At 53.5% G+C, this 25,428-nt stretch carries 28 protein-coding genes; 14 read left to right on the forward strand and 14 right to left on the reverse strand.

Going from position 1 to position 25,428, the window contains the following annotated elements; genetic code table 11:
- Window positions 1-426 precede the first annotated feature (426 nt).
- From proX to AC07RN_RS18380, 8 genes are all read right to left on the reverse strand, one after another.
- Window positions 427-1,422, reverse strand: coding sequence for a glycine betaine/L-proline ABC transporter substrate-binding protein ProX (proX, locus tag AC07RN_RS18345; protein WP_015960153.1), 996 nt, complete (start codon window positions 1,420-1,422; stop codon window positions 427-429).
- 189 nt (window positions 1,423-1,611) lie between these two features.
- Window positions 1,612-2,679, reverse strand: a complete 1,068-nt coding sequence (gene proW, locus AC07RN_RS18350) for a glycine betaine/L-proline ABC transporter permease ProW (protein ID WP_478337000.1) — start codon at window positions 2,677-2,679, stop codon at window positions 1,612-1,614.
- A complete protein-coding gene (proV, locus tag AC07RN_RS18355; protein ID WP_478337001.1) occupies window positions 2,672-3,874 on the reverse strand; it encodes a glycine betaine/L-proline ABC transporter ATP-binding protein ProV in 1,203 nt (400 codons plus the stop codon). The genes proW and proV overlap by 8 nt, the downstream gene beginning before the upstream one ends.
- Window positions 3,875-4,206: 332 nt before the next feature.
- Entirely contained in the window at window positions 4,207-5,166 is a 960-nt protein-coding gene (nrdF, locus tag AC07RN_RS18360) for a class 1b ribonucleoside-diphosphate reductase subunit beta (protein ID WP_478337002.1), read from the reverse strand.
- Between the two features lie 9 nt (window positions 5,167-5,175).
- Window positions 5,176-7,320, reverse strand: coding sequence for a class 1b ribonucleoside-diphosphate reductase subunit alpha (gene nrdE / locus AC07RN_RS18365; protein WP_478337003.1), 2,145 nt, complete (start codon window positions 7,318-7,320; stop codon window positions 5,176-5,178).
- On the reverse strand, window positions 7,293-7,703 hold the full coding sequence (nrdI, locus tag AC07RN_RS18370; RefSeq protein ID WP_015960148.1) for a class Ib ribonucleoside-diphosphate reductase assembly flavoprotein NrdI: 411 nt from the start codon (window positions 7,701-7,703) through the stop codon (window positions 7,293-7,295). Before nrdI ends, nrdE begins: the two co-directional genes overlap by 28 nt.
- Window positions 7,700-7,954 carry a glutaredoxin-like protein NrdH gene (gene nrdH / locus AC07RN_RS18375; RefSeq protein WP_478337004.1) on the reverse strand — a complete coding sequence of 85 codons (255 nt, stop codon included), beginning with the start codon at window positions 7,952-7,954 and terminating at the stop codon, window positions 7,700-7,702. Before nrdH ends, nrdI begins: the two co-directional genes overlap by 4 nt.
- Before the next feature lie 247 nt (window positions 7,955-8,201).
- A complete protein-coding gene (locus AC07RN_RS18380) occupies window positions 8,202-8,528 on the reverse strand; it encodes an ElaB/YgaM/YqjD family protein (protein ID WP_235133919.1) in 327 nt (108 codons plus the stop codon).
- A gap of 160 nt (window positions 8,529-8,688) precedes the next feature.
- On the opposite strand from AC07RN_RS18380, the gene AC07RN_RS18385 reads away from it, so the two are divergent.
- Entirely contained in the window at window positions 8,689-9,033 is a 345-nt protein-coding gene (locus AC07RN_RS18385; RefSeq protein WP_015960145.1) for a DUF2002 family protein, read from the forward strand.
- A gap of 32 nt (window positions 9,034-9,065) precedes the next feature.
- Here AC07RN_RS18385 and alaE read toward each other — a convergent pair whose 3' ends face one another.
- Entirely contained in the window at window positions 9,066-9,515 is a 450-nt protein-coding gene (gene alaE, locus AC07RN_RS18390; protein WP_235133918.1) for an L-alanine exporter AlaE, read from the reverse strand.
- Between the two features lie 651 nt (window positions 9,516-10,166).
- On the opposite strand from alaE, the gene stpA reads away from it, so the two are divergent.
- Window positions 10,167-10,571, forward strand: a complete 405-nt coding sequence (stpA, locus tag AC07RN_RS18395; protein WP_015960143.1) for a DNA-binding protein StpA — start codon at window positions 10,167-10,169, stop codon at window positions 10,569-10,571.
- Between the two features lie 40 nt (window positions 10,572-10,611).
- Here stpA and AC07RN_RS18400 read toward each other — a convergent pair whose 3' ends face one another.
- Window positions 10,612-10,791 carry a hypothetical protein gene (locus AC07RN_RS18400; protein ID WP_015960142.1) on the reverse strand — a complete coding sequence of 60 codons (180 nt, stop codon included), beginning with the start codon at window positions 10,789-10,791 and terminating at the stop codon, window positions 10,612-10,614.
- A 218-nt stretch (window positions 10,792-11,009) separates the two neighbouring features.
- Between AC07RN_RS18400 and AC07RN_RS18405 the strand changes: the two genes are divergently transcribed.
- On the forward strand, window positions 11,010-11,168 hold the full coding sequence (locus tag AC07RN_RS18405; RefSeq protein ID WP_015960141.1) for a YqaE/Pmp3 family membrane protein: 159 nt from the start codon (window positions 11,010-11,012) through the stop codon (window positions 11,166-11,168).
- 3 nt (window positions 11,169-11,171) lie between these two features.
- Here the strand turns inward: AC07RN_RS18405 and AC07RN_RS18410 are convergent, their stop codons facing one another.
- The gene (locus tag AC07RN_RS18410; RefSeq protein ID WP_015960140.1) at window positions 11,172-12,101 is read right to left on the reverse strand and encodes a LysR substrate-binding domain-containing protein; all 930 of its coding nucleotides are present in this window, start codon (window positions 12,099-12,101) and stop codon (window positions 11,172-11,174) included.
- 368 nt (window positions 12,102-12,469) lie between these two features.
- Here AC07RN_RS18410 and AC07RN_RS18415 point away from each other — a divergent pair, with 368 nt between their 5' ends.
- The 7 genes from AC07RN_RS18415 to AC07RN_RS18445 all read left to right on the forward strand — a co-directional run bounded on the left by AC07RN_RS18415 (window position 12,470) and on the right by AC07RN_RS18445 (window position 21,444).
- Complete coding sequence (locus AC07RN_RS18415) at window positions 12,470-13,075, forward strand: ankyrin repeat domain-containing protein (RefSeq protein WP_015960139.1); 606 nt, start codon at window positions 12,470-12,472, stop codon at window positions 13,073-13,075.
- A gap of 108 nt (window positions 13,076-13,183) precedes the next feature.
- On the forward strand, window positions 13,184-14,725 hold the full coding sequence (gene fdrA / locus AC07RN_RS18420; RefSeq protein ID WP_478337005.1) for an acyl-CoA synthetase FdrA: 1,542 nt from the start codon (window positions 13,184-13,186) through the stop codon (window positions 14,723-14,725).
- Window positions 14,725-16,140 carry a YlbE family protein gene (locus tag AC07RN_RS18425; protein WP_478337006.1) on the forward strand — a complete coding sequence of 472 codons (1,416 nt, stop codon included), beginning with the start codon at window positions 14,725-14,727 and terminating at the stop codon, window positions 16,138-16,140. Before fdrA ends, AC07RN_RS18425 begins: the two co-directional genes overlap by 1 nt.
- An 11-nt stretch (window positions 16,141-16,151) precedes the next feature.
- On the forward strand, window positions 16,152-17,696 hold the full coding sequence (locus AC07RN_RS18430) for a xanthine permease (protein WP_478337007.1): 1,545 nt from the start codon (window positions 16,152-16,154) through the stop codon (window positions 17,694-17,696).
- Window positions 17,697-17,856: 160 nt separating this feature from the next.
- Window positions 17,857-18,807, forward strand: a complete 951-nt coding sequence (locus AC07RN_RS18435) for a carbamate kinase family protein (protein ID WP_478337008.1) — start codon at window positions 17,857-17,859, stop codon at window positions 18,805-18,807.
- Between the two features lie 16 nt (window positions 18,808-18,823).
- Window positions 18,824-20,203 (forward strand): amidohydrolase family protein, encoded by a 1,380-nt coding sequence (locus AC07RN_RS18440; protein WP_478337009.1) that lies wholly within the window; start codon window positions 18,824-18,826, stop codon window positions 20,201-20,203.
- A gap of 506 nt (window positions 20,204-20,709) precedes the next feature.
- The gene (locus AC07RN_RS18445) at window positions 20,710-21,444 is read left to right on the forward strand and encodes a class I SAM-dependent methyltransferase (protein ID WP_478337010.1); all 735 of its coding nucleotides are present in this window, start codon (window positions 20,710-20,712) and stop codon (window positions 21,442-21,444) included.
- On the opposite strand, the gene AC07RN_RS18450 is transcribed toward AC07RN_RS18445, so the two are convergent.
- Window positions 21,438-22,040, reverse strand: a complete 603-nt coding sequence (locus AC07RN_RS18450; protein ID WP_015960132.1) for a short chain dehydrogenase — start codon at window positions 22,038-22,040, stop codon at window positions 21,438-21,440. The two genes, AC07RN_RS18445 and AC07RN_RS18450, sit on opposite strands and share 7 nt — an antisense overlap.
- A 97-nt stretch (window positions 22,041-22,137) precedes the next feature.
- Here AC07RN_RS18450 and AC07RN_RS18455 point away from each other — a divergent pair, with 97 nt between their 5' ends.
- Complete coding sequence (locus AC07RN_RS18455) at window positions 22,138-23,034, forward strand: LysR substrate-binding domain-containing protein (RefSeq protein ID WP_478337011.1); 897 nt, start codon at window positions 22,138-22,140, stop codon at window positions 23,032-23,034.
- A 23-nt stretch (window positions 23,035-23,057) separates the two neighbouring features.
- Here the strand turns inward: AC07RN_RS18455 and AC07RN_RS18460 are convergent, their stop codons facing one another.
- Window positions 23,058-23,621 carry an Ail/Lom family outer membrane beta-barrel protein gene (locus AC07RN_RS18460; protein ID WP_015960130.1) on the reverse strand — a complete coding sequence of 188 codons (564 nt, stop codon included), beginning with the start codon at window positions 23,619-23,621 and terminating at the stop codon, window positions 23,058-23,060.
- A 60-nt stretch (window positions 23,622-23,681) separates the two neighbouring features.
- On the opposite strand from AC07RN_RS18460, the gene AC07RN_RS18465 reads away from it, so the two are divergent.
- A complete protein-coding gene (locus AC07RN_RS18465) occupies window positions 23,682-23,831 on the forward strand; it encodes a hypothetical protein (protein WP_190275356.1) in 150 nt (49 codons plus the stop codon).
- 85 nt (window positions 23,832-23,916) lie between these two features.
- Here the strand turns inward: AC07RN_RS18465 and AC07RN_RS18470 are convergent, their stop codons facing one another.
- Window positions 23,917-24,309, reverse strand: coding sequence for a YdeI family stress tolerance OB fold protein (locus AC07RN_RS18470; RefSeq protein WP_478337012.1), 393 nt, complete (start codon window positions 24,307-24,309; stop codon window positions 23,917-23,919).
- A gap of 145 nt (window positions 24,310-24,454) precedes the next feature.
- On the opposite strand from AC07RN_RS18470, the gene AC07RN_RS18475 reads away from it, so the two are divergent.
- Together AC07RN_RS18475 and AC07RN_RS18480 are read left to right on the forward strand one after the other, a co-directional pair.
- Window positions 24,455-24,967 carry a hypothetical protein gene (locus tag AC07RN_RS18475; RefSeq protein WP_478337013.1) on the forward strand — a complete coding sequence of 171 codons (513 nt, stop codon included), beginning with the start codon at window positions 24,455-24,457 and terminating at the stop codon, window positions 24,965-24,967.
- A gap of 9 nt (window positions 24,968-24,976) precedes the next feature.
- Entirely contained in the window at window positions 24,977-25,426 is a 450-nt protein-coding gene (locus AC07RN_RS18480) for a DUF421 domain-containing protein (RefSeq protein WP_478337014.1), read from the forward strand.
- The last annotated feature ends 2 nt before the right edge of the window (window positions 25,427-25,428 follow it).

Below are 25,428 nucleotides of genomic sequence, written 5' to 3' on the forward strand. Positions count from 1 at the left end.
TCCGGGCCGATTAAGTCAAAAAGTGTTACCTATGTGACCGGTCAGATCTGTAACCCATGTGACCGGTTCATACATCGCCGCCCCCTTAACAATCCCGGCTCCCGGCAAGAAAATCGCCGCTTCGCGGATTACTCGCCCCATCCATGGGGCTCGCCCCTTCGGGGCCAGCGCGAGCGCTGTTCAAAATTGCTCTCGGCAATTTTGTCCTCGTCTTATTCCCTCCGGCTTCGGGTCGGGCGCGATCCTGCATCCATGCAGGTCACGCCCTCTCCGCGCTTCCCTGCGCGTCGCCCCGGCCTTCGGTCAACGACTCAGCGATTTACAGCCGGACCTGGGCATCGCTGTAGCGGATCATTCCTTTCGGGGTATTTCATTGCTTTAAGCAATAAAATGCCAAAGGGCTTTAATTCAACCCCATGGAAAAGACTATTTCTGTGCGGCCAGCGCCTCTTTCACCCAGCCATCAAACTGCTGCTGGTGGGCTTTGATCCAGCCGTCAACGTGACCCTGAATATTCGCATCGGACGATTTGCCTTCATGCATCATCGCGTTCTGCGCGTTGATATCCGCCAGAGGCAGTTTCATCACCGAGAACAGTTTCGCTGCCGCCGGGTTTTTCTCTGCCCAGGCTTTGTTCGCCACGATATGCATCGTATTCACCGGGAAGCCATAGTTCATGCCGTTCGGCAGCTTGGTGTCGATATCTTTCTGCTCGCCTGGCAGAGAGGAGAACGGCACCTGCAGCCACACCACATCTTTACCCGGCTTCAACACATCGCTCACCCAGTACGGAGTCCAGGTGTAATAGATAACCGGTTTGCCTTCTTTAAAGCGCGCGATAGTATCCGCCATCATCGCCGAGTAATTCCCGTGGCTCACGTCAACGGTCTTCTCAAGATCGAACGCTTTGTTCTGATGGTTAATCACCGCTTCACAACCCCAGCCTGGGGAGCAGCCCATCATGTCGGCTTTACCGTCACCGTTGGTGTCGAACAGTTTGGCGATCTTCGGATCTTTCAACTGCTCGATATTGGTGATGTGGTATTTCTCGGCGGTTTTCTTGTCGATCAAATAGCCCTGCGCCGCACCGGTCACAAATGTCCCTTCGCGATAGAATTTTTTACTCCCGCCCGCAGCAGCGTACATATCATCATGCAGCGGCTTCCAGTTAACGGCGGTGAACGTGGCGTCGCCAGAGGCGATCGAGGTATAGCCCACGTTGTAATCCACTTCACTTGGCTTATTAACCGTATAGCCCAGTTTTTCCAGCGCGCGGCTGACGATCATAGTCTGGAACGTCTCTTCGGAAATGGTGCTCTGAACCGGTTGAACGGTAATGCCTTTGCCCGGGAGATCAGCCGCAAATGTGCTGGTTGAGACAAGGGTGGCAAACGCTGTGGCAAAAAGTACGTTATGTCGCATCGTTGTTCCTTATTACACTTCATTATTCAGGCTACTTCTTTGTTGGCTGCACTCATTCACCCCAGTCACGTACGACCTGTACGCTCCTGGGGATTCATTCGTTTGCCGCCGCGATGCAGCCTGAATAATTTTGCGTAAAGTTCATGAGTTGAAGACCCGATGGCACTGTGTCATCGGGTGCTGACAGGATTACTTCGTGAATGGACGGCTTAGCAGACCGACAGGACCGGTTTGATACCAGCGACGGTTACCGCGACTGCGTGAATCGCGACCGACAGCCTGGGTCAGGCGGTCAAGAATGATGGCGAGGATCACGATCCCCACGCCGCCCACGGTCGCCAGACCCATGTCGAGACGGCCAATACCGCGCAGTACCATCTGGCCAAGCCCGCCAACGGCGATCATCGAGGCGATCACTACCATGGAGAGGGCGAGCATCAGCGTCTGATTAACTCCCGCCATAATGGTGGGCATGGCCAGCGGTAGCTGGACTTTGAACAGCATCTGTCGCGGGCTTGCGCCGAACGAACGCGAAGCTTCAATCAAATCGGCTGGCACCTGGTTAATACCCAGAATCGTCAGGCGAATAATCGGCGGCAGGGCGAAGATAATGGTCACCACGACACCCGGCACGTTACCGATACCGAACAGCATGACAATCGGTACCAGATAGACAAACGCCGGTGTGGTCTGCATCGCATCAAGCAGTGGCCGGATGATTTTGGCGGCCCTCGGACTGCGCGCCAGCCAAATCCCCGTTGGTAAACCGATGATGATGCAGAAGAACAGGGCGGTAAGCACCAGCGCCAGCGTAACCATGGCCTGTGACCACGCGCCGATAGCGCCAATCGCAATCAGTGAAATCAGCGTGGCGATCCCCATTCCTGCGCTACCGAACTGCCAGGCGATCAGGGCGAACAGCATGATTGCCACTGGTGCAGGCATGCCCAGCAACATTTGCTGGAAGCCGTTCAGGATGTAATCCACCGGCACGCGAATGCCCTGGAACACCGGACGGAAGTGCGTCACCACCCAGTCGATCCCTTCCGTCACCCAGCTGTCCAGCGGGATCAGCGTTTTATGGAACGGGTCCATAATATTGAAATGTTCCGGCGCAGGCGCTGGCGCACTGTTCAGCCAGTCTGCTGAGCCGCCGCCATCGGTAGGCGCGGGCGTCGAAGAACCCCACGCATCTGCCGATTGTGCTGCGTTATCTGCGGATTCTGTGGTTCCCCACGGGTTTGATTGATCAGCCATTGTTTGCCCCCTCGCGATCTAAAGCCTGCAGCAACATCCGTTTTGAGATGATGCCGACGTATTGTTGTTCTTCTCCGATAACCGGTACGGCGCACGGCGCCTGACCCACATGAGAGAGCAACTCGCTGAGCGGTGTTTCGGCGTCCACGGCAAGCGGAGCGTCAATTAACGCCGCATCGATTCCCAGATTGTCGCTTAACGCGCTTTTCAGTGAATCAATGGAGACAATGCCAACATATTTATTACCGCGTTCAATCACATAGCCGTATTCACGGTCTTCATCCTGTAGCAGCTTCAGCGCCGATCGCGGGCCAAAACCAGGCGTACGACGAATAATGCCGTTCAGCGCGCGACGGGCAATATCTTTGGCGCTAAAGACCTGGCTAATATCTACGCCACGGAAGAAGGTCCGCACATAATCATTTGCCGGATTATTCAGAATTTCGTCCGGGGTGCCGACCTGAACCACTTCGCCATTTTGCATAATGGCAATACGGTCGCCAATTCGCATGGCTTCATCCAGATCGTGGGAAATAAACACCACGGTGCGCTGATGTTTTGCCTGAAGTTTTACCAGTTCATCCTGCATCTCGGTACGAATTAAAGGATCGAGCGCCGAGAAGGCTTCATCCATTAATAAGATATCGGGGTTAATCGCTAATGCGCGGGCCAAACCCACACGCTGGCGCATACCGCCCGAGAGTTCATCCGGATAACCGTGAGCGTAATTTTCAAGCCCAACCTGACGCAATGCATCCAGCGCTTTTTCCTGGCGCTCAGCCGCAGGGATTCCCGCTAATTCCATACCGAAGGCGGCATTATCCAATACCGTCATATGTGGCATTAGCGCGAATGACTGGAAGACCATTGCAATCTTTTTCCTGCGCACTTCGCGCAGCTCAGCATCGGATATTTTTGCGATATCCACGCCGTCAATCAGCACCTGTCCACGAGTGGGTTCAATCAGGCGATTGAGAAGGCGTACCATGGTGGATTTACCCGAACCGGATAATCCCATGATGACGAAAATCTCGCCTTCTTCAATGGCCAGACTGGCGTCTTTAACGCCAAGCGAAAGCCCTGTTTTCTCCAGGATTAATTCTTTTGAAAGTCCTTTTTCAATATATTTGAAGGCTCGCTGCGGATTATCGCCAAATACTTTATACAGATTTTTAACTTCTAATTTAATTGCCATGCAATAGAGTCTGTCCTGTTATTTATCTATGTCGATATCATTACCAGTGGAAATAATTAGCCGTCATTACCCTAACATACTCAGAATCTGAGACAACCCTTGCCAGGCTTGAGGTCTGAATTTTGCAACAAGCGAAACGGCTGAATTTCCCATGAGATAAGGGCTGAGCGTCGGTCGAATTTTTCTGATATTTTTGTCAATCCACAGGAGAATTCCACCTGAATCGGAATGATTCAGGTGAATATGAAGCCAGGATGACAGTGTAGATGATGGGGAAATATAAGTCGGAGATTTTAGGATTTATATTAAATTAATGAGCGCTATATTTTGTCTCAAAAATCCCAATCTGCATCTTCGGTTTCCACCGCTTTTCCCATCACATAAGACGAACCTGAGCCGGAGAAGAAATCATGATTTTCGTCGGCATTTGGAGAGAGGGCAGCCAGAATCGCCGGGTTCACGTCGGCCATTTCCGGTGGGAACAGCGCTTCATAGCCGAGGTTCATTAGCGCTTTGTTGGCGTTGTAGCACAGGAACGCTTTCACATCCGTTTCCCAGCCTGTTCCGGCGTACAACTCTTCGGTATAACTCAGCTCGTTATCGTACAAATCCATCAGCAAATCGAGCGCAAACCCTTTCAGTTCTTCCCGTTTTACTTCACTGATTTTCTCCAGCCCTTTCTGATACTTATAGCCAATGTAATAGCCATGTACCGCTTCATCCCGAATGATCAGGCGAATCAGATCGGCGGTGTTGGTCAGCTTGCCGCGGCTTGACCAGTACATCGGCAGCCAAAAACCAGAATAGAAGAGGAAAGATTCCAGGAACACGCTGGCGATTTTCTTCTTTAAGGGATCATCGGCGTGATAATACTCCAGCACCAGCTGGGCTTTTCTTTGCAGCGAGGTTGACGCTTCGCTCCAGGAATAGGCAGCATCCACGTCTTTGGTCTGGCACAACGTCGAGAAAATCGAGCTGTACGACCGGGCATGCACCGCTTCCATAAAGCTGATATTCGACATCACCGCTTCTTCATGTGGCGTGAGCGAATCGCCCATCAGCGCGGGCGCCCCTACGCTATTTTGAATGGTGTCCAGCAGCGTCAGGCCCGTGAACACGCGGATCGTCAGTTGCTGCTCGGCGTGGCTCAGCGTTTGCCACGCCGGGATATCGTTCGACAGCGGCACTTTTTCCGGTAGCCAGAAGTTGCTGGTCAGGCGGTTCCACACCTCCAGGTCTTTATCGTCCTGAATCTTGTTCCAGTTGATGGCACTTACGCGTGACAGTTTCATCCTTTCTCCTTACAGCGCGCAGGACACGCAGCCTTCGATTTCGGTGCCTTCCAGCGCAAGCTGGCGCAGGCGAATGTAGTACAGCGTCTTAATGCCCTTTTTCCAGGCATAAATCTGCGCCTTGTTGATGTCGCGCGTGGTGGCGGTGTCGGGGAAAAAGAGGGTTAACGACAGCCCCTGATCGACATGCTTCGTGGCCTCGGCGTAGGTATCAATAATTTTCTCCGGCCCGATTTCGTAGGCATCCTGATACAACGCCAGGTTTTCGTTGGTCATAAACGGAGCGGGGTAATAAACGCGACCGGTTTTGCCTTCTTTACGGATTTCAATTTTCGAGACAATCGGGTGAATGCTCGACGTCGCGTGGTTGATATACGAGATCGATCCGGTCGGCGGAACCGCCTGCAGATTCTGGTTATAGATGCCGAAGGTCATCACGTCGTCACGCAGTTGCTGCCACATTTCACGCGTGGGTAACGTGACGCCTGCACGGGCAAACAGCGCACGCACTTTCTCGGTTTTCGGCTGCCAGCTGTTTTCCAGATACTGATTAAAATACTCACCGCTGGCGTAACGGGATTTTTCAAACCCGGCGAAGCGCTGGTTGCGCTCGCGAGCCAGCATCATCGAAGTATTCAGCGCATGCCAGGTGATGGTGTAGAAATAGAGGTTGGTGAAATCCAGCCCCTCCGGACTGCCGTAGGCGATCCCTTCGCGGGCCAGATAGCCGTGCAAATTCATCTGCCCAAGCCCAATGGCGTGTGAAGCGGCATTTCCCGTTTCAATCGACGGCACGCTGCGGATATGGCTCATATCCGATACCGCCGTCAGCCCGCGGATCGCCGTTTCGACGGTACGGCCAAAATCGGGTGAATCCATGGTATGGGCAATATTCAGCGAGCCCAGATTGCAGGAAATGTCTTTGCCGGTGTGCGCGTAATCCAGATTCTCGTCGTAGGTCGACGCGCTATTAACCTGCAAAATCTCGGAGCACAGGTTGCTCATATTGATGCGCCCAGCGATTGGGTTGGCGCGATTCACCGTGTCTTCATACATGATGTACGGATAGCCAGACTCAAACTGGATCTCGGCAAGCGCCTGGAAGAAATCACGGGCGTTGATGAATTTTTTGCGCACGCGATCGTCGGCGACCAGTTCGTCGTAGAGTTCACTGATCGCCACGTCACCAAAAGGTTTGCCGTAAATGCGTTCGATATCGTAGGGCGAAAACAGCGCCATCTCGGCGTTTTCTTTCGCTAACTGGAAGGTGATATCTGGAATAACCACGCCCAGCGATAGGGTTTTGATACGAATTTTTTCATCGGCGTTTTCACGCTTGGTATCCAGAAAACGCAGAATATCCGGGTGGTGCGCATGCAGATAAACCGCGCCTGCGCCCTGACGCGCTCCCAGCTGATTGGCATAGGAAAACGCATCTTCCAGCATTTTCATCACCGGGATAACGCCCGACGACTGGTTCTCGATGCGCTTAATCGGCGCACCGGATTCACGCAAATTGGAAAGCAGAAACGCAACGCCGCCACCGCGTTTTGATAATTGCAGGGCAGAGTTCACCGCGCGGCCAATCGACTCCATATTGTCTTCGATTCGCAGCAGAAAACAGGACACCAGCTCGCCGCGCTGCGCTTTGCCGCAGTTCAGGAACGTCGGTGTGGCAGGCTGAAAACGCGCGGAAAGCATTTCGTCCATCAGCTGCTCTGCCAGGTTTTCATCCCCTTGCGCCAGCGTCAGCGCTACCATGCACACGCGGTCTTCAAAGCTTTCGAGGTAGCGCTTACCGTCGAAGGTTTTGAGCGTGTAGCTGGTGTAGTACTTCCACGCGCCCAGGAACGTCTGGAAACGAAAACCGCTGGCGTGGGCGCGTTCAAACAGATTCAGCACAAAGGGACGATCGTAGCGAGTGAGCACGCGCTCTTCGTAATACCCTTCGCTCACCAGATAGTCGAGACGCGCGTCCTGGCTGGCAAACGGTACGCTGTTGGGGCGGACGTGGGCGGCAAAAAAGGCGTCCACCGCCTCGGCATCTTTCCCGAACTGAATGTGCCCCTCGCGATCGTAGAGGTTAAGCATGGCATTCAGCGCGTGGTAATCCGTTGATCCCTGCATTACGCGTTCTGCGGTTGTCGTTGCCAAAATTCGTTCACTCCTTTACGCACGTTTTCGACGTCCTGCTGTGTCCCCATCAGTTCAAAACGATAGAGATACGGCACGCCGCATTTTTGAGAAATCAGGTCCCCGGCACGACAGAAGGCGTCGCCGAAGTTGCGATTGCCTGCCGCGATAACGCCGCGAATCAGCGCCCGGTTATGGGGATCGTTGAGAAAACGGATGACCTGACGCGGCACCGCGCCCGCCGTTCCGCCACCGCCATAGCTGGGGACCACCAGAATATAAGGTTCGTCTACCTGAATTCGTTCGCGTTCGTTAAGCGGAATGCGCACGGCGGGCAGCCCGACACGCTCGATAAAGCGGAGCGTGTTTTCCGAACTGCTGGAGAAGTAGACGAGCACACTCATGCGCTGGCGGCTTGGGTTTGCAGGCGGTTAATCATGTCCGGGCGAAAGCCTGACCAGCTGGTTTCGCCAGCGATCACCACTGGCAACTGGCGAAAACCTTGCTCGCGAAGCGTGTCGGCGGCCTCAGGGACTAAATCCACATTCACCATCTCAAACTCAACGCCGCGGCTTTCCATCGCCCGCTTGGTCGCGTGGCACTGAATACAGTCGTTACGAGTGTAAATAGTAATGCTCATGATTCGTATTTCCATCTAGAATGAGAGAACGGCGCGATTGAACGCGTCAGGTTGTGTGTGTCTTGTTAAAGGAAATACTAGATGTAGTTGATGTAAGTTTCAACCACACAAGATATGGGAAAATTGAATTGGTTGGGCGGTAATGATGAGCGCAGCGGTGCAGGGCAGATGACATGGGAGTTGTGGCGATTTTGTCGGCATAAAAATAAAAACCCCCGCTCGCGAGGGCGAACGAGGGTTCATTAATAATACCAGTGCGGAATTATTTACGTAGCGTCAGTAGCGCGCCGATAAAAATCCCGACGGCGGCGACAGTACCAATCGCACACACCGGTTTTTCACGAACAAACGTACTTGCACATCCGATGGCATCGCACGCCGCTTGCGAAGTGCGAGAGCGGCCATTCATGCGCGCACGGGTTTCACGTAGCAAAGACTGAGCCTTACGTCTGGCGACATCCGCCTCTTCCTTTGCATCTGAGCCCCAGGATTTTAAAACATCTTCCAGCGTGTCAGCTAATTGGCTGACATCATTACGAATATCCTGAGCGTCGTCATTAATATCGTTTCGGTTCGGTCTGTTAAACATACGATCCTCCATAATTTTGCGTTCACATTCAGTTTAGCCCATGATTTTAATATCTGAAGCGAGTCGTGACGAATCTCGCCGTTTATGGATTTATCTGAAAGCGCTACGAATGCGGATTAATGTAAGGTTGCCCGGCAGTAAAAGATAACGAGGATAAAATATGTATTTACGACCCGATGAGGTGGCGCGCGTTCTTGAAAAAGCGGGTTTCATCATGGATGCAGTCACACAAAAAACATACGGTTATCGCCGTGGCGATAATTATGTCTATGTTAATCGCGAGGCTCGAATGGGTCGCATGGCGCTGATTATTCACCCGACCTTGAAAGACAGAAGTTTGTCATTTGCTGAGCCAGCCTCGGATATCAAAACCTGCGATCATTATCAGGAATTCCCCCTGTATTTAGCGGGTGAAAGACATGAGCATTACGGTATTCCGCACGGTTTTAGCTCCCGCATGGCGCTGGAGCGATTTCTGCAAGGATTGTTTGGCGAAGCGCAATAAGCACGCGACTGGCAATAGCCAGTCGCAGTCGATCACGCTTTAGACGTGGTGTACTGACTCACCTTGAACAACCGGCGACAGTAGTCAAGGAAGTAGCCGTAGGCCGCGCCCATCATCATTGACACCACAATATTCGAACTGACGGCCGCAGCAATCTGATGCCAGTCAGCACCGACTGTAAGCAAAATCGCGACATAAACCGGTGACTGAAATGTCACATACGCCAGCACGTCTGCCAGGTTTTTCATCCAGCCAGATGGACTGGTTCTGCGCGCGATGCGCATGATCGCATCACGGTAAAAACCATACGGCCATGCAATAAGGATATTGACCGGAATGGCCACAAGCCTGGAAGAAAACGACTGCTCAAAAGACATTCCGGAGAGGAATATCTCGATCAGCATGTTCACTACGGAACAGTAGACAACCATCGCGAAAGTGTCTGCAACTGCATGGCGCAGGCGAGACTGCGGTGAGAACATGTCCAAACTCCTTGAGAAGAACACAGTACAGAGATTATACCCGCGGCGGATGGTGCTTTAGGTTGTTTTGTTTGATGCGTATAGAGTATCTCTCTGCCTGTTGACGCACAATGAGTGATTAATTTTTATTAAGTGGCGTTTTTCCCATAAAATTCTCTAAAAACATCTGCTTTTTCATCGCGCTGGTGATTTCTGTTTTGTGGTTATTAATAGTGATAATTATCAATTACTTAATTTTTTATCTATTAAGGGCGAGAGAATTTTCAGCATTCAATTAGCAGGCTGTTCTTTCTACCGTTCAAAAAATACACCATTTATGATGAATGTTCTTTTTGTACGGTAAAAGCAGTCAAAAACTCTGCAGGCTCAATGGGTGTTCTATGCGGATAAGGTGACTGATTAGTCAGTTGTCAGGGTTGGGACGCGGTACGGCTGTTCAAAATAGCGGAGTTATAATTTTAAAAAATTGTGTGATGAATAAAATGAAGATGCATTAAATGATGAAAATAAAAAGTAACAATATTTAAATAACTATTTTTTGAATATCCTTAATAATTGTCAGGAAGGAATGAAACTGGATATTCAAAGTAAAGTGGATTACCATGTTGTCCTATTGCTCATTGAATCAACTCATAAAAGGTCTTCAGTAATATGTCTTCAATGTTACAAAATCTTAATAATATCCGTACCCTTCGCGCAATGGCGCGTGACTTCTCAATTGACGTGCTCGAAGAAATGCTGGAGAAATTCCGCATTGTTACGGAAGAAAAACGTAATGAGCAAAACGAAATGCAACAGCAGCAGGCTGAACAGCAGCAGAAAATTAATGCGCTGCTGGAGCTGATGAAAGCGGACGGTATTTCTCCAGAAGACTTACTGGGTAAAGAAGTGTTAAAAGGCGCAAGCCAGCCGCAGAAACGTCAGGCTCGTGAAGCGAAATATCGTTTTACGGATGTGAATGGCGAAGAAAAAACCTGGACAGGTCAGGGTCGTACACCGAAAGCGATTGCAACTGCACTGGCGAACGGTAAATCACTGGAAGATTTCTTAATCTAATCGTGATGTATTGCAGGGCGGTTTTTCACCGCCCTGAGTATTAGCAAACGCCGAAATCGCCGTCTTCTTTATACAGCGTCACATCCGCCGCCTTCAACGTGTACTTCTCTCCCTGCTCCTGACTCGCCTGAACAGCGATAATTTGATCGTCATGCACTTCAACGATTTTCAGTTTCGGGCCGCCCATACGCGGTTGCACAAGATCGCCAACAGAAAACATAACATCCTCCTCGTTTAGTGACCTTTACCTTAGCCCACGTGTCAGGCTCGGTACAGTGGTAACGCCGGTTTACCCCTTAATCGCCAGTCTCTATCAGTGTAAAGAGGGTAAAGGAGGGTAAAAGCGCAGCTGCGGGGTGGCGGAACACGCTAAACTCGCTACGCTTAGAGATAAATCTCTTTTTTTACAATTACCTGCTTAGTTTGTATGGAGAATGTATGGGTTTCTGGCGTGTTGTTTTAACGATTATTTTACCGCCGCTTGGCGTGCTGCTTGGCAAAGGTTTTGGTTGGGCATTCCTGCTTAATATCGTCCTGACCCTGTTGGGGTATATCCCAGGATTGATTCACGCTTTCTGGGTGCAAACCCGCAATTAGATTTTACGTTCGCCAGAGTAAATCGCTATAAATTCCGGTCAGCACTCCCTGCGGGGCAAACTGTTGTTTGATCCAGCGGGTGACCTGACCGGTCGCCGCATGCTGTGTTGCCAGCAACATACGTGAGTCCTGGCGCGGATTGTTAATCCGACGTGTAACCAGCAGCCCATCTTCCATCGCTTCTCGCGCCATATGTTCAGGCAAAAAACCAATCCCATCGCCCAGGATCTGACACTGACATTTGGTGTTAAAGTCCGGGACCAGAATCGCCTCCTGCCCGTGTAACAACCATCCCACTTTTTTATTGATGGTATGCGCTGTATCTTCGACCATGATATTCGGATAAAGCCGGAGCTGGCTTTCGGCGATGGGTTCGGGCGCAAATGCGAGCGGATGCTGGGGGGAAATCGCAAACACCCAACGAATCGCCCCAATTTCGGTGTAATCAATGCCTCCACCATCCAGCAGCGTGTCCGGCGCACCAATCGCAATATTTGCCTGATTATTAATAATGGAATCCCAGACGCCGTTATACACCTCAGTCGTCACCGTAATCTGACAGGTAGGAAACTGCTTTTTTAGCACCTGGAGTAGCCTGGCCGTATGGCGCGGGGTATATAAAAGCTGGTTGATACAAATACGCACCCGCGCTTCAATTCCCTGAGAAATCGTGTCTATCCCGCGCTTAATCGCGTGGAAGTCATTCAGCAGATCGGTCGCTTTGCGATAAAAGTAAAAGCCCGATTCGGTCAGTTCAATGCTGCGCGTATTGCGCACAAACAGCACCACATCCAGCCCTGTCTCCATGCGCTTGATGGTGTAGCTAATCGCCGACGTGGTCACGCCCAATTCTTCAGCCGCTTTGCTGAAACTGCCAAACCGCGCTGCGGTGGTGAATGCCAGCAGGTTTTCTTCCGTAAAAATCGAATTCATCGCCTGCGTGCTCCGCTTATTGGTCGAAAGGGAATATTGAATCTATTTGTAATCCGCGTTAACGGCAATCAGTTTTGAACAAAATTTAACACTGCAGTCACAACTGATTTGAACAGAATCACACTTCTGTGATTTTGTTTCAGCCCACGGCTGGCAAGGGGTCTTGAGCCATAAGCAGAATGCCATTTTGCAGGTGAAAAGCGGGCCAACGATAAGAAAAACATTGCTCAGACGCACGTTTTGACTCCATTGTTAATTTTAATTCAACAATCCCTGACCTTACGATGAATGATATTTAAGCGGATTCTTTTATGCATGCGCTGTTGCTATTCTCAGGACATCAGAAATGAAAACATCGGAGTCTTAATATGTCTGCAAATGAACTCGTTACTGAATTTCTGCTGGCCGCAGAACAGGGCAATGCCAATGCGCTACAGGCCTGTCTGGATAAAGGCGTGGATATCAACGCCACGAATCGCCAGAAAAGAACCGCCGTTATTATTGCCAGTCTGCATAAACATTATTCTTGCGTTGAACTGCTTATTTCCGCAGGCGCGGATATCGATAAGCAAGATCAAACCTGTTTTAACCCGTTCCTGATTAGCTGCCTGACTAACGACATCACCCTGCTGCGCATTGTGTTGCCAGCCAACCCGGATCTCGACCGACTGACGCGCTTCGGTGGCGTGGGTATCACTCCGGCTAGTGAAAAAGGGCACGTTGAAATCGTGCGCGAGCTGCTGACCCACACGGATATCAACGTTAACCACACTAATTTTGTTGGCTGGACGCCGCTGCTGGAGGCCATCGTATTAAACGACGGTGGGGCAAAACAGCAGGAGATCGTCAAGCTGCTGCTCGACCACGGCGCAAATCCGCATATGACGGATAAATACGGTAAATCACCTCTCGAACTGGCGCGCGAAAAAGGCTATCACCCGATTGCCGATCTGCTGTTAGCCGCCGGCGCGTAATCCATTCGGCAAGTCTTATCGGGCTTGCCTGCACTAAAAAATATCACTTTTCACATCATGCCTTAAACATGATGACGGCCCCCTTTTGCCCGCATTCGGGAGGAAATAATGCCTACCAAAATCGTTATAAAAAAGAATACCTATTTTGATTCTGTCTCGCTGATGTCGGTCTCGACCAAAGCCAATAAATTGCCCGGCGTTGAACAGGCATTTATCGCGATGGCGACCGAAATGAATAAAGGCGTCTTAAAAAACCTCGGGCTATTAACGCCGGAATTGCAGGACGCTAAAAATGGCGACCTGATGATCGTGATTAAAGGCGAAGCGGCGGATGACGAAACGCTGGCCGCCATCGAGGGGTTATTTACCCGCAAAGAGAGCTCGGGCTCACACGAATCGCGTTACGCCACGCTCACCAGCGCCAAAACGCACCGTCCGGAAAGCAATTTGGCGGTCATTTCTGTCAACGGACTCTTTGCCGCCCGCGAAGCGCGTCAGGCGCTGGAAAACGGTCTCAACGTGATGCTCTTTTCCGATAACGTCAGTCTGGATGACGAGCTGGCGCTCAAGCAGCTGGCGCACGAAAAAGGGTTGCTGATGATGGGACCGGACTGTGGCACCGCCATCATTAACGGTGCAGCGCTGTGCTTTGGCAACGCGGTTCGTCGTGGTCCGATTGGCATCGTGGGCGCGTCTGGCACCGGTAGCCAGGAATTGAGCGCGCGCATTCATGAATTTGGCGGCGGGATTTCACAGTTGATTGGCACGGGCGGGCGCGATCTCAGCGAGAAAATCGGCGGTCTGATGATGCTCGACGCCATCGACATGCTCGAAGCCGACGACGCCACCCAGGTCATTACGCTTATCTCCAAACCGCCAGCGCCCTCGGTTGCTGAAAAAGTGCTGGCCCGCGCCCGTGCCTGCCGCAAGCCGGTGGTGGTCTGTTTCCTCGGTCGCAATGCACCGCCTGCCGATGAAGACGGCTTGCAGTTTGCGCGCGGCACAAAAGAGGCGGCACTCAAAGCAGTCCTGCTGACCGGCATCAAAAAAGAGTCGCTGGATCTGCACCCGCTCAACTGGCCGCTGATCGAAGAGATCCGTGCGCGCCTGACTCCGCAGCAAAAATACATTCGCGGCCTGTTCTGCGGCGGTACGCTGTGCGACGAAGCGATGTTCGCCGCGCTGGAGAAATTCGACGACGTCTACAGCAACATTCAGCCCGATCCGACGAAACGCTTAGCCGATGTGAACGTCAGCAAAGCCCACACCTTCCTCGATTTTGGTGATGACGATTTCACCAACGGCAAGCCGCACCCGATGATCGACCCGACCAACCGCATCAGCCGCCTGTTACAGGAAGCGCGCGACCCCGAAGTGGGCGTCATCGTGATGGATTTTGTACTCGGCTTCGGCTCGCATGAAGACCCGGTCGGCGTGATGATCGACGCCATTAAAGAGGCGCAGGCGATTGCCAACGCCGACAACCGCCCGCTGGAAATCCTGGGCTATGTGTTGGGCACCGATCTCGATACGCCAGCGCTTTCGCAGCAGTGTCAGCTGCTCACCGACGCGGGCGTTATCTGGGCGAGCAGCAGCACCAATACGGGATTACTGGCGCGTGAATTTGTCTGCAAAGGGGAGAAAGCCTAATGAAAACCTTATTTAACCAGCCGTTGAACGTCATTAACGTCGGTATCGCCCTATTCAGCGACGACCTGAAAAAGCAGCACGTTCCGGTCACGCAGCTCGACTGGACCCCGCCTGGGCAGGGCAATATGCAGGTGGTGGAAGCCCTGGATCAGCTGGCAAACAAACCGCTGGCCGACAAAATCGCCGCCGCTAATAACATCGCGCTGGAGCGCATTATTCAGTCTCATCCGGTGCTGGTGGGCTTTGATCAGGCCATCAACGTGGTGCCTGGCATGACGCGCACCACCATTCTGCACGCTGGTCCACCGGTGGCGTGGGAAAACATGTGCGGCGCGATGAAAGGCGCGGTGACGGGCGCGCTGGTATTTGAAGGGCTGGCGGGCAATCTGGACGAGGCCGAAACGCTGGCCGCATCGGGCAAAATCACCTTCTCGCCGTGCCACGAGCACGACTGCGTCGGGTCGATGGCGGGCGTCACGTCAGCCTCGATGTTTATGCATATCGTCGAAAACAAAACCTACGGCAACCGCGCGTTCACCAATCTCAGCGAGCAGATGGCGAAAATTCTGCGTATGGGGGCCAACGACCAGAGCGTGATCGACCGTCTGATCTGGATGCGTGACGTGCTCGGCCCGATGCTGCGCGACGCGATGAAGATTATCGGCGAAATCGATCTGCGGTTGATGCTGGCGCAGGCGCTGCACATGGGCGACGAGTGCCATAACCGCAATAACGCAGGCACCACGCTGCTGATTCAGGCGCTGACGCCGGGGCTGATTCAGGCGGGCTATCCGGTTGAGCAGCAGCGCCAGGTGTTTGAGTTTGTCGCCAGCAGCGACTACTTCTCCGGCCCGACGTGGATGGCGATGTGCAAAGCCGCAATGGACGCGGCCCACGGCATTGAATACAGCACCGTGGTCACCACCATGGCGCGCAACGGCTACGAATTCGGCCTGCGCATTTCTGGTCTGCCGGGGCAATGGTTCACGGGTCCGGCGCAGCAGGTGATCGGCCCGATGTTTGCGGGCTATAAGCCTGAAGATTCCGGTCTGGACATTGGCGACAGCGCCATCACTGAAACCTACGGCATCGGCGGTTTTGCAATGGCGACGGCTCCGGCCATTGTCGCGCTGGTGGGCGGTACGGTTGATGAAGCCGTCGATTTCTCGCGCCAGATGCGCGAAATCACGCTCGGCGAAAACCCGAACGTCACCATTCCACTGCTCTCGTTTATGGGCATTCCGACGGCGATTGATATCACTAAAGTGGCGGGCAGCGGCATTCTGCCGGTCATTAACACCGCCATCGCCCACAAAGACGCCGGTATTGGCATGATTGGGGCGGGCATCGTTCACCCGCCGTTTAGCTGTTTTGAAAAGGCGCTGTTGACCTTCCGCGATCGCTACTTCCTATAAGGTAAGCATCCATGAAAAGCATCAAACTGGAGTGGAAAAGAGGTGACTGGGCGGCATATTTCGGGTTGATGACCAACAACCTGACCAATTTGCTCACCATGATGGGGCTGCTCATTTTTGTCGTCGGCATCCCGAAAGAGATTGTTTATGGACGTATCGCGCCGGCCTTCGGGCTGGCGGTGCTGGTGGCGAGCGTGTGTTACACCTGGTTTGGCCTGCAAATGGCACGTCAAACCGGGCGTAACGATGTTACCGCGCTGCCGTCTGGGCCGAGCGCGCCGTCGATTTTTACCGTCACGTTTCTGGTGCTCATGCCGGTGTATCAGCAAACCGGGGATGCTGACTTCGCCATCCAGATTGGCCTGGTGTGGTGCTTTGTTGAAGCGATGATTCTGGCGGGCGGTTCGTTCCTCGGCGAAACCATCCGTAAGATGATTCCGCGCACCGTGCTGCTGTCGTGCTTGTCCGGCCTGGGTCTGCTGCTGCTGGCGATGAACCCGATGCTGCAGGCGTTTGAAGCGCCGACCGTGTCGTTCATCGTGCTGCTGCTGATCTTCATCAACTGGTTTGGCAAAAAGCCAATTTTTGCCCGCATTCCGACCGGTTTGCTGCTGCTGATTGCCGGTACGGCGTTGGCGTGGATCTCCGGTCTGCAAAGCCCGGAGGCGATTAAAGCGTCGATGTCGTCGTTTGGCTTTAACCCACCGGAAGTCCACGTTGACAGCTTTATGCAGGGCCTGCCGCACGCGCTGCCGTATCTGGCTTCGGCAGTGCCTTTGGGACTCGCGAACTACATCTTTGACCTCGAGAACATCGAAAGTGCCCACGCGGCGGGCGACCCCTACCCAACGCGCAAAGTGATGCTGGCGAACGGTCTGGCGTCGATGCTCGGCTGCTTGATGGGGAACCCGTTCCCGGTGACGGTTTATGTTGGTCACGCGGGATGGAAAGCGATGGGCGCGAGCATCGGCTATACGCTGGCGTCTGGCGTCACCATGTTCATCGTGCCGCTGTTCGGGCTGGGGGCGTTTATGCTCGCCATCATTCCGATGACCGCCATCGTGCCAATTCTGGTGTTTATCGGCGTCGTCACCGCCAACCAGGTGGTGAGGGAAACGCCCAAAGTGGAGGTGCCCGTCATCTTTATCTGTCTGTTCCCGTGGATCGCCAACTGGGCGCTCACCATGATGAACAGCGTGATGGGGGCGGCGGGAACCAACGCGGCGAAAATCGGCACCGACGTGCTGCACAGCAAAGGAATTTACTACGAAGGGCTGATGCACCTCGGCAACGGCGCACCGCTCGCCAGTATGCTCTGGGGCTGTATCGCGATTTTCGCCATCATCAATAAACCGCTGCGCGGTGCGATTGCGGCCGCGGTCGGTGCGCTGTTAGCGCTGTTCGGTGTGATCCACGCGCCGGTCGTGGGTTTCGCAGAGGGCAGCTCGCCGACGTTCGTCACGGCCTACCTGATGATGAGCGGCATGTTCGTGGTGAAACACTTCCTCGAAAGCCGTGAAGCGGCGCGTGCGGGAGCCCCGGTTTCAGAGTCCTGATAATGCCTGATGCCCTCACCCTAACCCTCTCCCACAGGGAGAGGGGACAGCTCGGAGTGGCCTTTACATCCTCCCACAGAGTGAGGGGGTTTTACTCCCTCTCCCTGTGGGAGAGGGCTGGGGTGAGGGCACCAGACCGCACTTTTTCAAAGGAAAAAAGATGAAAGAACTCATGGTCGTCGCCATCGGCGGCAACAGCATTATCAAAGACAACGCCAGCCAGTCGATTGAACATCAGGCGCAGGCGGTCAAAGCGGTCGCAGACTCGGTACTGGAAATGCTGGCCTCCGATTACGACATCGTCCTGACGCACGGCAACGGCCCGCAGGTGGGATTAGATCTGCGTCGCGCCGAAATCGCGCACGAGCGCGAAGGACTGCCGCTGACCCCGCTTGCCAACTGCGTGGCAGACACGCAAGGCGGAATTGGCTATCTGATCCAGCAGGCGCTCAACAACCGCCTGGCCACACGCGGGGAGCAAAAAGCGGTCACGGTCGTCACGCAGGTTGAAGTCGACAAAAACGATCCCGGCTTTGCCCATCCCACCAAACCGATCGGCGCGTTCTTCAGCGAAGCCCAGCGCGATGAGCTACAGCTCGCCCATCCCGACTGGCATTTCGTTGAAGACTCCGGGCGCGGCTACCGTCGCGTGGTGGCTTCTCCACAACCCATACGGATCGTGGAAGCGGACGCGATCAAAACGTTGACGCAAAAAGGCTTCGTGGTGATCGGCGCAGGCGGCGGCGGGATCCCGGTGACCCGCGCCGAAACGGGCGAGTATCAAAGCGTGGATGCCGTCATCGATAAAGATCTTTCCACCGCGCTGCTGGCGCGTGAGATTCACGCCGACGTGCTGGTGATCACCACCGGCGTTGAGAAAGTATGCATCAACTTTGGCAAGCCAAACCAGCTGGCGCTGGACACGGTGAACGTCGCGCAGATGATGCGCTATAAGGAAGAGGGCCATTTCCCGGCGGGCAGCATGTTACCCAAAATCGTTGCCAGCCTGGCATTCCTGCAGCACGGCGGTAAACGGGTCATCATCACCTCACCAGACTGCCTGCCTGCGGCGCTGCGCGGTGAAACGGGCACCCATATTGTGAACGTATAAGAATAAGGAAGATAAGATGAATGAGAATAAAAGCCGCCGGGAGTTTATCAGCCAGAGCGGCAAAATGGTCACCGCCTGCGCGCTGTTTGGTGCGACCGGTTCCGTCGCGTATGCTGCTGATTCTGCGAAACAGACCTGCGAGACCGGCAAACCGATGAACATCACCGCGAAACACTATTATCTGGATAACGTGCTGCTGGAGGCGGGTTTTCACTTCGAGGGCGACGTGGCCGTCAGCACGCGCACCGAACTGAAAACGCTGGAAATCAAAGACGGTAAAATTGTCGCGCTGCGTGATAACAAAAGCCACGCCGACGCCACGCTGCCGCACTACGATGCAGGCGGCAAGCTGATGCTCCCGACGATGCGCGACATGCATATCCATCTGGACAAAACGTTTTACGGCGGCCCGTGGCGCTCGCTCAATCGTCCGGCGGGAACCACCATTCAGGATATGATCCGCCTCGAACACAAGCTGTTGCCCGAGTTGCAGCCTTATACTCAGGAACGCGCGGAAAAACTCATCGATCTGATTCAGTCGAAAGGCTCCACCATTGCCCGCAGCCACTGCAATATCGAACCCACTTCCGGCCTGAAAAATCTGGAAAATTTACAGGCGGTGCTGGCACGTCGCACCGCCGGTTTTGAGTGTGAAATCGTGGCGTTTCCGCAGCACGGTTTGCTGCTTTCAAAATCAGAGCCGCTGATGCGCGAGGCGATGCAGGCAGGTGCACACTACGTTGGCGGGCTGGATCCGACCAACGTTGACGGCGCGATGGAGAAATCTCTCGACACCATGTTCCAGATTGCGCTGGATTACGACAAAGGCGTGGACATTCATCTGCATGAAACCAGCCCCGCGGGCGTAGCGGCGGTCAATTACATGGTCGACACCGTCGAAAAAACGCCGGAGCTGAAGGGCAAACTGACGATCAGCCACGGCTTTGCGCTGGCGATGCTCAACGAACAGCAGGTCGACGCGCTGGCAACCCGCATGGCGGCGCAGCAGATCACGATCGCGTCCACCGTGCCGATTGGCACGATGCACATGCCGCTCAAACAGTTGCGCGACAAAGGCGTATTTGTGATGACGGGCACCGACAGCGTCATCGACCACTGGTCGCCGTACGGTCTGGGCGATATGCTCGAAAAAGCCAATTTGTACGCGCAGCTGTATATCCGTCCGAACGAGCAAACCCTCTCGCGTGCGCTCGGGATCGCCACGGGTGACGTGCTGCCGCTCAACGACAAAGGCGAGCGCGTGTGGCCGAAGGCGCAAGATGACGCCAGCTTCGTGCTGGTGGATGCCTCTTGTTCTGCCGAAGCCGTGGCGCGCATTTCGCCGCGAACCGCCACGTTCCATAAAGGGAATCTGGTGTGGGGAGCGGTGGGGTGATGCGGTGTTTGCACCCTGGAGGGATCCTCACAAATTGACCATTTGCGCAAAGTTCTCCCTCTCCATTTAGGGAGAGGGCTGGGGTGAGGGGGAGCATGCGGCTCAGGAGGTTATTCCGTTCACTTCCAGTCTCGTGCTTCTCTGTGATGACGGAACCGGTGAACGTGCCAGGGCGGCTCAATCGCCACCGCCCTGGCGACCCGGGCTCCCGGCAAGAAAATCGCCGCTTCGCGGTACTTTCGTCTTATTCCCTCCGGCTTCGGGTCGGGCGTGATCCTGCATCCATGCAGGTCACGCCCTCTCCGCGCTTCCCTGCGCGTCGCCCCGGCCTTTGGTCAACGACTCAGCGATTTACAGCCGGACCAGGGCATCGCTGTAACGCTTTCATTTCAATTGACAATTTTCCATCGCTTGCGAATCACATATGGCCTGGGAACTCTCAACCTTTGGGTAGAGAACAAAGCGAGAGGTATACTCTTAAGCACATTCTTACAGAGGAATCTCGCATGGCACAGAATATCTACGACAATCCGGCGTTTTTCGAAGGCTACGCGCAGCTTCCGCGCTCGGTGCAGGGGCTGGATGGCGCGCCCGAGTGGCCCGCACTGAAAACGATGCTGCCGGATTTGCGCGGGAAATCGGTAGTCGATCTCGGCTGCGGTTACGGCTGGTTCTGCCGCGTGGCGCGGGAAAGGGGCGCGACGCAGGTGACGGGCGTTGATATCTCGGAAAAAATGCTCGCACGCGCCGCGGAGCTGACCGACGACGCGGCGATTCACTATCAACGCGCCAGTCTGGAGTCGCTGACGCTGGCAGAAAACAGTCTCGATCTGGTTTACAGCTCGCTGGCGCTGCATTACCTGCCGGAACTCGACACCCTGTTTGCCAAAATTCAGCGCGCGCTGAAACCCGGCGGCAGTCTGGTGTTTTCGATGGAACATCCGATCTACACCTGCGCGTCGCGTCAGGGTTGGCTCACCGATGATAATGGTGTGCGCTTTTGGGGTGTGAATCAATATCAGCAGGAGGGCGAGCGGGTCAGCAACTGGCTGGCGGACGGTGTTATCAAATATCACCGCACGCTTGGCACGACGCTCAATGCGCTGATCGCGGCAGGGCTGACGATTCGTGAAGTCAACGAATGGGGCCCAACGCAGGCGCAGACGGATGCCTGGCCTGCGCTGGCTGAAGAAGCGGAACGCCCGATGCTGGTGCTGATCGCGGCTGAAAAAACTCAGTAACCCACTTTGTACACCCGCCCGCTCTGGACGCCCTCGACGCTGCGACGATAAGCCAGCGCGACGGTCGCGGCGGGTACGCTCTCAAAGCCCGGGAAAAATCCGTCATAGGCTTCGGCTGATTCGCTCAACACCGTCGGGCTTATCAGGTTGATACGAATGCCGCGCGGCAGTTCACAGGCGGCGGCGCGGACAAAACCTTCCAGCGCAGCATTGACCGTGGTGGCGTTGACGCCCTGGGCAATTGGCTCGTGCGCCACAATGCCGCTTATCAAGGTGATCGAACCGCCTTCATTCAGGTAGTGCTGACCGGTGAGCGCCAGTCGCACCTGGCCCAGCAATTTGTCCTGCAATCCCTGATTAAAATCACTGTCTTTCATGGTCGCCAGCGGGCCAAAATGCAGGCTGCCGCTCGCGGAGACAATCGCATCCACCGGGCCGATTTTCTCGAACAGCGCCTGGACGCTCTCCTGCGAGGTGATATCCACCTGCTCATCACCGCTTGTATGACCCACGCGGATCACCTCATGACGACGGCTCAACTCTTCCGTTACCGCACGACCTACCGTACCGCTGGCACCAATAATGACAATTTTCATCGCTGACTCCTCATGTTGTGTGCCTCCATTCTTTAATAAATTAAATATGAGATAAACTGGGCTAAAGTTAGATGATTGCTAACCAGGGGTTTGTAATATGGATAAGCTTCGCGGCATGGAGACGTTTATCGCGGTGGTGGAGAGCGGCAGCTTTACCGGCGCGGCGTCACGGCTCGAGATGTCAGCGGTGATGGTGGGGAAATATATCGCGCTGCTGGAAACACAGCTGGGCACGCGTCTGCTGGAGCGCAATACCCGTCGCCAGAGCCTGACCGACGCCGGACGCGTGTACTTTGACGAGGCAAAACGCGTGCTGGAGCAGGTGTCGATTGCGGAAAGTGCCGTCGAGCGATTGCGCACTGCGCCTGCCGGAACGCTGCGCGTCAGCGCACCGACGTCATTGGGTGGCTGCGTGATTGCGCCGCTCACCGCCACGTTTTTGCAACTCTGGCCGGACGTGCGGGTTGAGCTGGATCTGACGAACCGGCGGGTTGATCTGGTCGATGAAGGCATCGATCTGGCGATCCGCATTGGCGAAGTTCATAACGACGATCTGGTAGCGAAATATCTCTGTCCCTATCGGATGGTGATCTGCGCGGCACCGGAATATCTGGCGCGACACGGCACGCCGCAAACACCCGCCGATCTGGTCGATCATTTGTGTCTGTCGCATACGGTATGGACGGCGCGTAACGAGTGGCGACTGCCCGGCGTCGAAGGAGAGGTGCGCTGGAAGCGCGACGCGATTTTACGCTGTAACGATGGCTACGGTTTACGCATGGCGGCGATTACCGGAGCGGGTTTGCTGTTGCAGCCTGAAGTGCTGGTGGCAGAAGAGTTGGCGAAGGGAAAATTGATACGCGTGCTGGAGGATTTTACCCCTGAGCCAAGGCCGGTGCATTTATTGTGGCGTCAGGATTTACGTCCGCTGCCAAAACTCACGCATTTTGTTGCGCATATTTTAGCGGGTGCACAAACGCTGACCTCTCCCTGACCGGGAGAGGTCAATTCAACAGACTAGAAGCGGTAACCTACGCCCAGGTTCCAGCCATTGATAGAGTAGCTGTCGCCCTCCAGATCGGCGTTGGTGCCTTCGTAACCCACGTTAATCGCCAAATCGGCGGTTGGGTTAAACTGCACGCCCGCGCCATAAGCGAAAGAGGTCGATTTTTCAGAGATGCTGTCTTTCTGAGTGTAGCCATCGCCCGCGTTAACCCATTTGGTGTCGCCATCCGCTTTAGTACGGGCAATACCGCCCAGAGCATACAGAGAAACGTATTCGTTAATACGGTACGCTGGACCAGCCATCAGTGAGTAATATTTCACCTCAAGGTGATTTTTCACGGAGTCAGAATCGATATAATAATTATCATCTTGATCGCCGCTCATATAGGTGAAAGAACCCATTACGCTCAACGGGGAATCCCATTCATAACGGTACTGTGCGTTCACGCCGCGAATATTTTTAAAGGTCTCAACTTTGCTCTGAGCATAACCGAGAGAAAAAGTATGATTATCCGCCAGAGCAGCGCCGCTGACCAGGCTCGCTGCGACTAATACCGCCAGAGAAATGTGTTTCATTTTCCGTAATCCTTTGTGCCGTTTTTGTTGATAACGCCGAATAATATCGGCAAACATGTCATGGATATTCCATGGCAAAGAAAGCGATTAAAATTGTTGGTTTTTTTAGCAGGTGATGAAATGGGGAATAATCCTAAAGGACAGATTAATCCTGGTATTTGCATCCCAGATATTGGTAGGGGTTACGGTATTCAGCGTTGGCTTTGGTGAGATTTAGCTTAAGGCAGGAAATATCGCACAGTGCAAAGTGAGTGGATATCTCTCTTTACTTTGCACTGCGCAGGCATATCAATAGCTATTTTTGAATGTGATCCACTCGTACGACTGGCGGCGTCATTTTCTTATCCAGACTACCGTTAATGCTGATCATATTATCGGATTCAACCGTTCTCCCATCAAACACAGATTTCGGGATAATCGTGTCGATTTCTCCTGTCTTATCGCGGAATTTATATTTATCGCCGCCGGAGCCGTCAATTAAATTACCGCGTAGCGAAATGGTCGCACCGTCGTGCATCTCTTTGGCCTGCTCAACGGTCATGGTGCGCGCATTTTCCGTCCCACGATACCCATCATCAATCGCGTGCGGCGGCGGTGGCGCTTCGCCTTTTTGAAGCCCGCCACTGTCATCTGCCCATGCCGTTGGGATGAGCAAACAACAGAAAAGTGGCGCAAGGGATAATTTCATACTGACCTCCAAAAAAGTGAAACCTAGCTTAATATTAAGTCTGGTTGTTGATTCATTATCTGGCAAACGGGATGAGTCCTAAAAGATAATGGCGTTAAGAATCATCTCGCTAAAGGCGTAATAACCGAAACGGCTGAGGGGATAAATGACATCATCACATGATAACCGTGACAAATTGCCCGGCGTTAAAGAGAACCGCTTTGCGCTCAATTTTGAGTCCGGGTTTCAGTCGATAGGTTTTGCGGTTTTACTGTGCATCATTCTGGCGGCAGTGCTGGGATTTTTTTCTAATGGTTATTTTAGTTCAGCGCAAAAAAGCAATATATCTCAAACGCTAAGCGTGAATTATGAACGCTTTGGCCGATTGCAAACCGAATTCAAACTTCATTTCACCGTTCAGCCTCAGAACACGGATAAGTATGTCGTGAGCCTGGGCGAGAAATTTAATGAGGATTTTCAGCCCGGGAGTATCTCTCCTCAGCCCGACAGCATGTACAGCCGAGGGAACACGCTCTATCTGGTTTATAACAATGTGAATAATAATCGTGATTTCAGCGTCTGGATGTATGTCACCCCCACTGTTCCGGGAAAGTCAGTGAGTTCTATTAGCGTCAATGACCAGCCAGGTATCGCGTTCTGGCAGTTTATTTATCCTTAGGAGAGCGATATGGAGATGGTATTCCGGGCGATCGCCATTTACCTTATTTTACTGGTGGTATTTAAAATAGCTGGTCGTCGCGCTTTATTACAGATGACCAGCTTTGATCTAATCCTGCTGCTGATTATCAGTGAAGCCACACAGCAGGCATTGCTGGGCAACGATTTCTCGGTCACCGGGGCAATGCTGACGATTGTCACGCTGGTGGCGGTGGATATTGTTTTCGGACTGATGAAGAAGTACATCTCTGGCGCAGAGTCTATTCTTGATGGGGCGCCCGTTATTTTGCTCGAAAATGGCCTGCCTCTGTCTGACAAACTCAGAAAAGTGGATGTCTCCTGCGACGATATTTTAGTCGCTGCGCGGCAGAATCACGGAATTACAGAGTTCAGTAAAATCAAATACGCCATTCTTGAACGTAACGGTCATATTTCCATTATTCCTGTCGAAAGTGAGTAGGG

The sequence above is a fragment of the Lelliottia sp. GFLA7 genome, from assembly GCF_056490165.1.